10 protein-coding genes are annotated in these 12,856 nt (G+C 31.1%); all 10 read right to left on the bottom strand.

Annotation, left to right across the window (positions count from 1 at the left end; genetic code table 11):
• Positions 1-131: 131 nt before the first annotated feature.
• The 10 genes from IR010_RS10165 to IR010_RS10210 are packed head-to-tail and all read right to left on the bottom strand — an operon-like array spanning position 132 to position 12,806.
• Entirely contained in the window at positions 132-1,043 is a 912-nt protein-coding gene (locus IR010_RS10165) for a glycosyltransferase family 2 protein (protein ID WP_194603534.1), read from the bottom strand.
• A complete protein-coding gene (locus IR010_RS10170; RefSeq protein WP_194603536.1) occupies positions 1,040-2,404 on the bottom strand; it encodes a lipopolysaccharide biosynthesis protein in 1,365 nt (454 codons plus the stop codon). The genes IR010_RS10165 and IR010_RS10170 overlap by 4 nt, the downstream gene beginning before the upstream one ends.
• Positions 2,404-3,708 carry a lipopolysaccharide biosynthesis protein RfbH gene (rfbH, locus tag IR010_RS10175; protein ID WP_194603539.1) on the bottom strand — a complete coding sequence of 435 codons (1,305 nt, stop codon included), beginning with the start codon at positions 3,706-3,708 and terminating at the stop codon, positions 2,404-2,406. The genes IR010_RS10170 and rfbH overlap by 1 nt, the downstream gene beginning before the upstream one ends.
• 33 nt (positions 3,709-3,741) lie before the next feature.
• Entirely contained in the window at positions 3,742-5,460 is a 1,719-nt protein-coding gene (locus IR010_RS10180) for a thiamine pyrophosphate-binding protein (RefSeq protein WP_194603542.1), read from the bottom strand.
• A 4-nt stretch (positions 5,461-5,464) separates the two neighbouring features.
• Entirely contained in the window at positions 5,465-6,373 is a 909-nt protein-coding gene (locus IR010_RS10185) for an NAD-dependent epimerase/dehydratase family protein (RefSeq protein WP_194603545.1), read from the bottom strand.
• A complete protein-coding gene (gene rfbG, locus IR010_RS10190) occupies positions 6,366-7,457 on the bottom strand; it encodes a CDP-glucose 4,6-dehydratase (protein WP_228515138.1) in 1,092 nt (363 codons plus the stop codon). Before rfbG ends, IR010_RS10185 begins: the two co-directional genes overlap by 8 nt.
• Positions 7,451-8,227, bottom strand: coding sequence for a glucose-1-phosphate cytidylyltransferase (rfbF, locus tag IR010_RS10195; protein WP_194603551.1), 777 nt, complete (start codon positions 8,225-8,227; stop codon positions 7,451-7,453). The genes rfbG and rfbF overlap by 7 nt, the downstream gene beginning before the upstream one ends.
• A gap of 25 nt (positions 8,228-8,252) precedes the next feature.
• Positions 8,253-9,284: a flavin reductase family protein gene (locus tag IR010_RS10200; protein ID WP_194603554.1), complete on the bottom strand. Its 1,032-nt coding sequence runs from the start codon at positions 9,282-9,284 to the stop codon at positions 8,253-8,255.
• A gap of 18 nt (positions 9,285-9,302) precedes the next feature.
• On the bottom strand, positions 9,303-10,373 hold the full coding sequence (locus IR010_RS10205; RefSeq protein WP_194603557.1) for a Wzz/FepE/Etk N-terminal domain-containing protein: 1,071 nt from the start codon (positions 10,371-10,373) through the stop codon (positions 9,303-9,305).
• Positions 10,374-10,379: 6 nt separating this feature from the next.
• A complete protein-coding gene (locus tag IR010_RS10210; RefSeq protein ID WP_194603560.1) occupies positions 10,380-12,806 on the bottom strand; it encodes an SLBB domain-containing protein in 2,427 nt (808 codons plus the stop codon).
• Between the last annotated feature and the right edge of the window lie 50 nt (positions 12,807-12,856).

Below are 12,856 nucleotides of genomic sequence, written 5' to 3' on the forward strand. Positions count from 1 at the left end.
AAATTTATTTCAATATTTCTAATTTTTTTAATAAAAAACTCTCAGCCAAAGAAGCTTGTTTTTGCTATAAATTATAAACTTATTCCAAGTTTAATTGTACTACAGCAAAGAAATACTCTAATTACCAATATTTATTTAAGGATTTTATTAAAAAATCTATAAAAAATATATGGAATCACGAGCATGATGAAAATTATTTTTTGAAAAAATGAAAGCAGAGAAAAAGCTCTAAATACAGTTTTATAATACATAGTCCCGTTAATAGCCCCAAACAATATTATGAGACAGGATTTTATTTCATTAAAAAAACCAATGTTTAGTTGACTATAGAAGCATTTCTTTATATCTCTTTTTTTATTCAATAGATATGAGGTATTCATCCAACCTTCTATCCAATCTTTAGAATTATAAATCTGCTCTCCAATACCCGCAGTTACTATCCTGTTTTTTGAAATATAAACCGAATTATTTTGTGAAAAATTGGATAATAGATAGGGCATATGCGGATACATATTTATAATATTATTGTAGCCTGAAATGTTGTATGGCAAAAATTCACTTACTCTAAAAAGATTATTAGGAACGAAAGAAGCCGCTTTAAAAAAAGGATAACCGTCATCCAGCAAATCTTTAGCATTTTTTAACTGGCCACCAAATCTCCATTCATCTTGAGGATGAGCTCCTAAATTTATTATATTAACTTTATTATTTAAAATACAATCAATCACATCATCACAATAAGAAAAGTCATAATTATCATCATCACAAACAATCCATATAAAATCTGAATTAACGGTTTCCACTGCCCGCAAAATATTTGCATTAGCTCCAATGTTAAACTTATTAGAAATAATGTGAAAATTTGAAAATTTTTTTAAATAATTACTACATACTGCAACAGTATCATCAGTAGAACAATTATCAAGAATAGTTATTTTGCAATTCACAAAAGGAGATCCTAAAAATTGAACCAAAGTATTATCTAGTAATTTACATCTGTTATATGTAATTATGACTATTTCTAATTTATCTTCTATTCTCATTTATGCCATTCTTGCTTTTTGTTTCTAAATATCAAATAAGTCCATATGCTACTTATAAAAATCAAAATCATATATCCACACGTCATTCCTATTACACCAAAATAATTACCTAAAATAATTGTTGAAACACAACAAAAAACCCCCATTACAACACTCTGCACAAGCATAGGCTCTTTTTTATGACATCGCAAATAGGTTGCTAATGCAGCAATAACATGATTCAATAAAACTGGAATCATCATAAATAACATTGGTAAAGGTGGTAACAAACGATTCCCAAGAACTTTACCGCTAATCTTAATTTCAAAATATCTTAATAGAAAAATTAAAAGATAAAATAAAGTTAAAGCAAATGCATTTAAAGCAGAAGATTGGATTAAAGTTTTATTGAACAACACATCTAATTCCTTATATTTCTTTTTAGCAATTAAATCTGAAAAGATAGGTATTTTTGTAGTAACCCAGCTTAAGCTAAACATTAAAATTGCATTTAAAATAGCCAATGTCATTCCCATTTGTCCTGCGACAACTGGTCCTTCTGTAGCAAAAAGAACGGGATTAAATAGCTGAAAAATAAAATAGCCACTGATCCAACTTAAAGCTATCTTCCATTGAAATGGAAATATTTCCCGTCTGTAATTTACTGTATATACATCTATTTTTTTCCATATAAAATTTAGCAATTTTTTTTTTTCGCTAAAGAAAATCCATAAAGGCACAATCCCAAATGAAAGTATTGCTGCTAAAGGACTAGAAAAAAGTTTAAATCCTAATGAAAAGAAAATTAAAACAAATAGCAGTTGCACAATCTGTTGCATAAATCTTACTTTAGCAACCTCTTTAATTCGCCCTAATCCTTCTAAAAATGCTAAAATAGGAGATAACATCAAAGAAAGTGATGTTGTAACGGAAAGAATTAACCAAGGAATCTTCCACTCAACAATTACATTACTTTTACCATACTCACTAAAAAAAAAGTGTCCTGCAATAAGTAATCCAAAAAATAATAAAATTGCAATTATACCAAACCATTTTATTGTGAATCTAAGGAGGGAAGATATCCTCGAAATTGCTTCTTGTGGGCCAGAAAAACTAATTTTATTGTTCCATACCAGACTCGCATTTTCATGTGCAACAAATTGTGTTATAATATTAGACAGTCCTAATTCAAAAAAAATCTGGATTGCTAAAATACTCCCAAAAGTGTAATAATATCCTTGTTCCACTTTCGATAGGCATCTAGCTACAAATAATAAAGTAATTACTCCTCCGCCAGCCTGAATAATTCTTGACAAAACGGTATAAGCTATCGCACCATCAATTCCTATCCTATCAGAATTTTTTTTTATAAATTTAAGCATTATGAATTCAAATAATCTCTAATAACATCAGCTATATAATCGTAATGTGATTCATTTAAACCAGGCCACACTCCGAGCCAAAACGATTGATTCATAATTATATCAGTATTAGACAAATCACCTACAACTCTATGCTCAATATCAGCATATGCAGGCTGTCTTAATAAATTGCCTCCAAATAGCAAACGTGTCCCAATTTTATTTTTTTCTAAATGCTGTACTAACATATGGCGGTCATTTGCATCTCCTTCTCTTAATGTCAGCAAAAACCCAAACCAAGATGGTTCAGAATTAGGTGTTGGTTCTGGAAGAATAAAAACTTCTTCAAATTCTTTCATACGTTCATACAAAGCAGCATAATTTTCCTTACGACGTTGTACAAACTGATCTATTTTCTTGATTTGTGAAACCCCAAATGCAGCCTGCATATCAGTAACTTTTAAGTTAAAACCAATATGAGAATAAGTATATTTATGATCATAACCATAAGGTAATGTTCCTAATTGTTGACCAAAACGACATCCACAAGTATCGTCTTTACCCGGTTCGCAATAGCAATCGCGCCCCCAGTCACGGAAACTTTCCGCTAATTTTGATAAAATTGGATTATTGATTAAAACAGCTCCACCTTCACCCATTGTAATATGATGTGCTGGATAAAATGAAAAAGTAGAAATATCTCCAAATGTCCCTGTTTTCTTCCCATTATAAGTAGCTCCTAAGGAATCACAATCATCTTCTACTACCCAAAGGTTATACTTTTTCGCAACACGCATTACCTCGTCTAAATCAAAAGGATTACCTAGAGAATGGGCAATCATGATTGCTTTTGTTTTTGGACTCACAGCTGCCTCAATCATATCTGCTTTCACATTGTGTGTAGCAATATCTACATCAATAAAAACGGGAATAGCTCCAAATTGTATAATTGGATTAATAGTTGTTGGAAAACCTGCGGCTACAGTAATAACCTCGTCGCCAGGCTTGATCGCTCGTTCTCCTAATTTTGGAGAAGTTAATGCATAAAATGCCACTAAGTTTGCAGAAGAACCAGAATTTACCAAAAGTGATCTATGAGCTCCAAAATAAGCTGCAAAATCTGCTTCAAATTTATTTGCAAAACGACCAGCTGTTAACCAACCATCAAGAGCTGCATCAACTCCCATTAAAATATCTTCTTCGTCTAGTACCTTTCCTGTAACAGGAATATAGTTTTCTCCAGCAATAATAACTTGCGTTGATTTCTTTTTTGCAATTTCTCTTAAACTATTTAATAGAGACTCTTCTTTTAAATTTTGTAACATATAAGTTTATCTTTAACAGTAATTTTTAATAATTTATGTAGCTTCCATAGCTATTGGTTTTGCAAATGGTTCCATTTCTGTTATTGGTCTGCCAAAAGCAATTTTTGGATAAGTATTGGTATGAGGATCAATCATTACTTGCAATAATTGTGGCTTATCTTCATTTTCATTATTCCAAAGCCAATCTACTGCGTTTTCTATTTCATTTGAATTTTCAATTGTTTTTGCTTCTATCCCATAAGCAATTGCAACCTTAGCAAAATCAGGAGCATCATATCCCCAATAAGTAGACTGATAGCGAGAATCAAAATAACTATCTTGAAATTGTCTAATCATGCCTAATGTTTTGTTATTTAAAACAACAATTTTCACAGGAAGTTTATTTCTAACAATTGTTTGCAGTTCCTGAATATTAATCTGCATACATCCATCTCCTATTAAAACAACAACTGGTTCTTTATTAAGTCCAATACTCGCTCCTATGCCTGCTGGTAGAGAAAAACCCATTGCACCCATACCGCCTGAAGTCAAAAAGTGTTGATCGTTGTAAAGCTCCAAAGATTGTGCTGCCCACATTTGATGGCTTCCTACATCTGCTAAATAAGCTTTTGCTTTTTTAGATTTATTAGAAAGTAAATGCATAAAAACATTTGGATTTATACCATTTGGATCTAACTCTTTTGTATCTGGCCAAGTTTTCTTCAAATCATTGATTTGATTAAACCAATCCTGTTTAATACCAAAAGAATAATCAATTGTGTTTTTTTCAAATTCATTAAAAAATGATTTTAAATCTGCTACAATAGATTCACAACCTTTTACGCGATTGTTAATCTCACCTTTTTCACAATCAACATGATAGATTTTTCGATTTTCAATAAATTTAGTATCAGCGCCAGTTTGTCTAATATCTAGGCGACTTCCTAAAACGATTAGTAAGTCACATTCTCCGAAAGCTATATTAGCCCATCTATTACCATAACTTCCAATAAATCCAGCACGTTGAGAATTATCATATTTTATTGTATCAAACCCTAAAAGAGTCGTAATTACAGGTAGTTGAGTTTTTAAAATAAACTCATCAAATAATTCCTGGCTTTTACTTGCCTTAATCCCTCTTCCTGATAGTATAAGTGGTTTTTTTGCCTTTTTTATATCCTCAATTAAGCTATTTAAAATATTAAAACCAATTTTTGAAATTTCTAAAGAATCAGAACCAATAAAATTATCATCGATTTGAACTCGCTGAACATCCATTGGAATATCAATAAGAACTGGACCTGGTCTTCCTTCTAATGCAATTTTAAAAGCATTTTCAAAAATATTTGGAATATCATTAGGTTCATTAACATGAAAGCAGGCTTTTGTGATAGGCTTAGCCATAGAAACAATATCAGTTTCTTGAAAACCCAATTGTCTAATCTCTCTATTTCCTTTTAATTCATGTCTGTTTACCTGACCAGTTATAAAAATTGCAGGCGTTGAATCAAAGAAACAACTTCCAATACCAGTTAATAAATTAGTTGCACCTGGTCCGGACGTAGCAAGGGCTACACCCGGTAAGCCGGTAATTCGGGCATAACCTTCAGCAGCAAATGCAGCAGCTTGTTCGTGATGCATTGTAATAATATTAATACTTGTTTTTTGATTTAAAGAGTCTAGAATATGAGTTATCATTCCGCCTGATAATTCGAAAACACTTTTAATTCCTTTTTTTTCTAAAAACTCTGCAATAAAGTCAGATGCTTTCATAATTTTATTTTTTTAAATAATAATTTAAAGTATTTTGTAAAGCAATATTATAATTAGAAAATTGAATTTTTCCAATTTGGGCGCTCAATTTCTGCATATTACCTTCCATATGCATTGATTGCCCGGATCTATAATTTAAAACTCCAAAATTTAAAACAAACTCTGGATTAATAAGGTTTTTTATATCTTCAATTAAAGACCTTATAGTTCTAGTTTCACTAGAAGAAATATTATATACTCCAGACTCAATGTCTTTTACTACGATTCGATTGATTATCTCAGCAAAATCCTTGACATATAAGTAAGCGTATTTCTGCTCTCCTAAAGTAAAATCCATCTCATTTTTATTTAGCATTGAATTTACCAAAGATGGGATTAACCAATTTGAATTTTCTTTTTCACCAAATACCGAAAATAACCTAAGCCAAATCCAATTTATATTATTTATTGACGAAAAACTTTTTAAAATTTCCAAACAGGCCAATTTAGTAGCAGCATATGCGTTTAAAGCATTTGTTTCAAAATCTTCATATATTTTACTATTTATAATACCGTATTCAGCTTGTGAACCTAAAAATATTATTTTTTTTACTTGTAAAACTTTAGCAATCTCTAACAACTCTACAAAAAAGGTAACGTTTTTACTTTGCTCAATCCAGTTATCCCTATCATTTGATTCAACACCAATCCAAGCAGCATGAATAATTGTATCAAAAGAATAATTCGTTAGCGATTTTAAAGATCCGTTCTTGGGAATATCTACCCAAACAACTTTATCTTTAATTTCGTCACACCTCCATAAGTCAGAATTTTCACGCTTTAAACCAACTACATTAATATTATTAGAAATTAAATTTTCAGCTATATGAGAACCTAAAAAACCAGTAATTCCAGTAATTAAAACATTACGCATTTAGAAATACTTTAATTTGAGATTCTGTAAATAAATTAATTTCCTCTTTTTTTTCCGAAAATTGATTATACCAATCCATAGTCATATTAACAGCCTTAGCTGCATTTAATTTTGGTTCCCAATTTAATTCATTTAAAGCTTTGCTAATATCAAGTTTCAACAATCCTGCCTCGTGAGGGTGATTTTCATTTATTTCTACTATAAACTCTCCTTTTCCCCAACTTTTAATTGCTAATTTAAGCATGTCTTCTACCGGAAGTGCATCAGATACATGAGGTCCAAAATTATAAGCCTGATTAAATTGCAACGGTTCTGAGTATAATTTAGCTCCTAATAATAAGTAACCAATTATGGGCTCCAATACATGTTGCCAAGGCCTTACTGATTTAGGGTTTCTAATAATAACCGGTTTGTCAGTTGCAAAAGCTTTTGCAATATCCGGTATCAAGCGATCCTTTGACCAATCTCCCCCACCAATGACGTTACCAGCTCTTGCTACAGCAATCGCTTTTTGGTGCAGATTGTATGTTTTGCTATTAAAAAACGAACTTCTGTAGGAGTCTATTACTAATTCAGCACAAGCTTTACTTGCACTGTATGGATCGTATCCTCCTAGTCTATCATTCTCACGATAAGGATAAAGCCATTCATTATTATGGTAAACTTTATCAGTAGTTATTAATATTACACCACATTTTTTTTCTAAAACCCTAACTGCATCTAAAACATTAGCTGTACCTATAACATTTACTTCAAAAGTTTCTGCTGGTATTTCATAAGATAGACGAACTAACGGTTGCGCTGCTAAATGGAAAACAAAATCCGGTTGAAAATCAACTAATTCTTTCTCTAACCTTATTTTATCTCTCAAGTCTGCGATTATTGAATCGCATATATTTTCACCTTCAATAAGATTAAATAAATCATCTTTAGTTTGAGGTTCTAAAGCATAACCTTTTACTTCAGCTCCTAATAAAGATAATGTCTTTAACATCCAAGCCCCTTTAAAACCGGTATGTCCTGTTAAAAAAACCTTTTTTCCATTATAAGATTCTCTTAATGTTTCAAATAATGAATTTACCATGTTTTCCATTTTGCATTTCCGGAACTCCACATCGCTTCAAGTTCTACCCTATCTCTTAATGCATCCATACATTTCCAAAAACCATCGTGCTTGTAAGCAGCCAATTGCTGATCTTTAGCAATAGCTCCCAGTGGTTCTTTTTCCCATTGTATATCTTCAACATCATCTTCAAGATATTTAAATATACCAGGTTCTAAAACAAAAAAACCACCATTAATCCACATTCCATCACCAGCTGGTTTTTCTATAAAACTATCAACCTCCCCTTCAGTACCGATTTCTAAATTACCAAATCGACCTGGAACCTGTACACTTGTCAGCGTAGCTAATCTCCCATGTGACTTATGAAACTTAAGTAATTCAGACAAATTAACATCTGCTACACCATCTCCATAAGTAAGCATAAAAGTTTCATCCTTTACATATTTTTGAATCCGTTTTAATCTTCCTGCAGTATTGGTATTTAAACCTGTATCTATCAATGTTACCTTGAAAGATTCGGTTTCTGAATAGTGAACATTTATATTATTATTGGCTAATTCAATTGTTACGTCAGAATTGTGCAAATAATAATTATAGAAATATTCCTTAATAAAAGTTGCCTTATATCCTAAACAGATGACGAACTCATTATAACCATGTTGCTCGTACATTTTTAAAATATGCCATAAAATAGGTTTCCCACCAATCTCTACCATCGGTTTTGGTCTGGCTTCGGTTTCTTCCATAAGGCGTGTTCCAAAACCACCTGCAAAAATTACTACTTTCATTATTATATATTGTTATTTATGGTTATTATATTTCAACACAAACATTGTTAGTCACAGGATAACTACAACATAATAAATATTCATTTTCATTCAAATCTGTTCTAGGCTTGCTCAATCCAATCATTTTCAACTCTCCTGATTTAAGAGTCGCTTTACATGTACTGCAATTTCCTGTTTGACATGAATAGGGTAGTTCAAGGCCCGCTTCTAATGCTTCCTCTAATATCGAATTACCTTTATTTATTACAATTTTATTTTGATTCCCTTGAAAACTTAATGTAATTTCTTGATCAAGTATTGCCTTGAAATCTTCTGGGTTTTTAATAATTTCAAAGTCTTCACTAAATAAATTATCTAAATTTCCTGATAGATTTAATAATGATTCTTTAATTATGTTTTTTAATCCAATTGGCCCACATACATAGTGTCTAGTTGGTTCAATATTTTTTTTGACTAAATCACTAACAAAATTAGAATTAATTCGTCCTCTAAAATTGTGTGATTCGTCATCAAAAAATTCTTCTTTTGAGTAGAAATAATATATTTTAAAACGATCTGAGTAAGTTAATCTAAGTTTTTCTAGCTCATTGTAAAAAATTACTGATTTTTTTGATTTATTTCCATAAACCAAAAAAATATTAATTGTTGCATGAACAATTAATAGCTCTTTTATCATTGAAAAAAGAGGTGTAATTCCACTACCTACACCCCAAAACATTACTGATTTTAATAAATCATTATCATCATGAAATATAAAATCACCTAGTGGCTCTTGCACCTCAATTACATCATCAACTTTTATATGGTCATTAATATAATTAGAGACAATACCTCTTGGAACTCTCTTTATTGTAACATTCAGTGATGAATCAATTAAAGGAGAAGATGAAAAAGAATAAGGCCGAATATACCTTCTTCCGTTTATTCTAAATTGAAGAGTTAAATACTGACCCGCGAAATATTTTATTTTCTTTAATCCTGGCTGTTTAAAACAGATAGTAACAGTATCGTCAGTTTCCTTTCTAACTTCTTGAACTTTTAAAGTATAATTTTTCATTTTAATCAAGTAAATTATTTACGACAAATATGTAAATAGCCTTTTAAAAATTAAAAAGATAACAGCAATAAATCCTGCTAAAAAACCTCCTAAAATCAATCCTTTTACTTCTCCAAAACGTTCTTTAGGCAAAGGCAAAATTGGCCTGTCGATAACCTGAATTAAAGGTGTTTCTTTTCGTAGAGTAACTTTAGCTAGCTCCGCTTGCTTAACTAATTCTGTAAGTATAGCTGTATTGGCCTGAACATCAACTTGTCTTCTGGCTGAGGGAGCTCGTCGAACATTTAGAGCTGGATTTAAATTAAAAGTATTATCATTCGCTACTGCTACTCCAGTAATTGCGCCATTAAGTTCTCCACGAATAGAATCAACTTGGCGTTCTAAAATAGCCATATTCAATCTCGCTTTTTTGCTTTTTGTTTCAACATAAAATGTCCCTACCTGCTTAGCTAAAGCTTCACAAAAATATTTGGAAAACAATTCATTTGTAGAGGAAACATCAATATTTATTATTGACACTTTTTTATCTTTTTGCCCAACTAACAAGCCCTTCTTCGATAAATTCTGATACATTACTCCTATGATACTATCTTGTATCCTAGTAAACAAAGTTCTGTCGCTATTTGGTAAAAATTTTACAGAGGCAAGTTTTGGATTTTTATCCCATTTATCTCTCCATTTATTATTCTGGATATACATTTCAGCTAAAGAAAATATTTTACCATTTATGTTTACCGGAGATAATAATGTTTTTTCAACCATTGTTCTTGATTTAAATAATTCTACCAAATTAGAACTACTAAAAATTCCACCTCCGCTTCCTCCTATATCTAATCCAAACGAACTGGCTAATCCTAAAGCTCCACCTATACCACCAGATCCTCCTCTTTCATCTTCTAAAGCAAATGACAAACTAGCAGTATATATAGGTTTTTTAATCAAAGAGTAAGATAGTCCTAAACATGCTCCAATAATTACTGCTAATAAAATAATTTTCCACTTTGCATATAAATAGCTAGACCATTCTCTTGCTTTTTTAATTAATTCTTTTAGCGATATTTCATCGCTTTCAATAGTTTCATTTTGCATTAAAAATTATTTAAAAGTTGTAACTATTAATACCGCTAAAGTAGTCAGAATACTACCTATACTTACCCATTCTCCCGCTGTCATTTTCTTTGTTTCTGGTTTTTCTGGCACTACAATTTGTGAATCTGGTTCAACTTTTGGATAAGACCTAAAAAACAGAAATGATGATGTTACAGAGGCCTTTCCATTAGGATAAATGATATATGCTTTTCTCTTCCATCCCTTACTATCTACACCTCCAACGGCATTAATGTAATATTTAAATCCTTTTCCGCTTCTAAATGGAATTTCAGAAGTCAATAAGACGTTACCAGTAACTTTTACACCTTCATTATAAACTGCTACTTCAATTTCGTCCCCAGGAAATAATGTAACATTAGAATAGTGGTTTTTGTCTTTTACAATTTTTTCCCAATTAACTGGAATAGTAGCATATTTTAATTCTTCCTTAAGTTTTTTCGTTAATTTGTCTTTTAATGTATCATTTTTCGACAAATTTAAGTCAACACTTTCTATTTTATCAATCTGTTCTTGCTTAATTGGTCTTTTAATTTTCATTCCTTCTAAATTTGCTATAGAAGTTAATCCCCCAGCTCTCATCACAATATTATAGACTGTTTCTTTTTTATTTGCTAGCACATATTTGCCTGGATATCCAACAGCTCCAGCAACAGTAACCATTTGCGGTTTTTCATATACAGCAATCCTTCGTATATTAATAACATCAAAAGGTTTTAGAACGAAATTTTTAATTTGCTCATTATTATCAGCTGTTATTTCAAGCTCAATTAATTCAACTCTTTTAGGATCTGCATCGTCTATTATATCAGATTTGACCATTCGGGCAATCTCAACTCTCTTTGATGCCGAACCAGTTAAACCTCCTACTTGTACTACTAAATCATTTAAAGTTAAATTTTCAAAGTATTCATATTCTCCTGGATTTTTAACTTCACCATCAATTGTTACTTTATATTCTTCTCTAAAATCTAATATAGAATAAACAGTTACAATATCCTCTCTTCTTAATTCAATATCAGCATTTAAATCTCCTGATAAAGCTGCGCTTAAATCTATATTTACTATTTCTGTAGTTAAATCTGTTTTTAATCGAATTATCCTTGCTCTTTTAGTGTAAGCATCTTCTTTAAGCCCTTCAGCTCTTGTGACAAGATCAGAGATTCGCATTCCTTCACTGTATGAATAATAATCCGGACGAAAAACTGCTCCTTCAATTTTAATTCGATTTTCAAATCGATTTAAAATTTTAGTAACCCTAAAAACATCTCCCGATTGTGGCGAATAAGAATTGTATTCACTCTCATTAATATCGTGAACTTTAAATTCTTTACCTGTTTTTTGCACTACATTAACAGATGCTGTATACGCAAATTCATTGAAGCCTGATGCAAAATTTAATAAATCGGTGAATGTTTCTCCTTTTTTCATTTCAAAAATTCCTGGACGTTTCACTTCTCCTTCAACTGTTACTCTTTGACTATATGCTGGAATTCTAATTACATCATTATCTTTTAAGCTAACATTATCTGATTGATCTCCTTTAACTAAAAACTTATAGATATCAACATTTCTATAAACTTTGTTATTCCTGATTAATTCAATATTTCTATAACTTCCATTTTTACCGGGGCCACCTGCTAAATGCAGGGCATTGTAAACTGTTGCCAAAGACGAAATTGAATAATTACCCGGCTGCTTACCTCCTACAATAGTAACTTTAATTGTACGAATTCGACTTAAGCTTACACTTACTTGAGATTGCCCAGAGTTGACTGTACTGTATACCCTTGCAATCGATGCCTTTATTTTTTGAGTTGCTGCTTCTATGGACATCCCTGAAACAGAAATTTGCCCTACGTAATCAATCGTTATTTTACCTTCAACACTAACTGGTATACTTGCATTATATTCTTGAACTCCATAAACACTAACCTGTAGTTCATCACCTGGCCCTAAAATATAATTCATTGGAGTAGCCAGCTTTAAGTCTGGTTCAAAGTTCAATGTAGGGTTGTCAAATAATTCTGAACCAAAAATTAATGCATTGGTTGAGTCTTTTACTTTTTCATTAATGATTACCTCTTGTTTTCTTCCTGATCCATTTTGACCTTCCTGAACTTTTAGTTTTTGATCATTCCCTCTAGCGTTCTTTTTAGAGAACTCATTTAGTTTGATTCTTAATTTATCAAATTCTACTTGACTCATTCCCTTAGAGAGTACTAAAGGTTCAACTTGATCTATAGTTGTATTATTGCTTTTTAATTGTGCACTAATTTTAGCTAAGTCATCATCTGATAAATAATCTACTTTTACAGTACTTAAATCTTTAGATTTAAGTATATCTTGTGCATTTGCATTATAAGACAACAATAAAATTAAAAATAGGGTAAGAACGTACGTGATTTTTTTCATGTCGATTTATAACTTTAACCGTTAAATAAAGTCTTAATTTAAATTGTTTT

This window comes from Flavobacterium sp. MR2016-29 (assembly GCF_015350695.1).
Taxonomy (GTDB): domain Bacteria; phylum Bacteroidota; class Bacteroidia; order Flavobacteriales; family Flavobacteriaceae; genus Flavobacterium.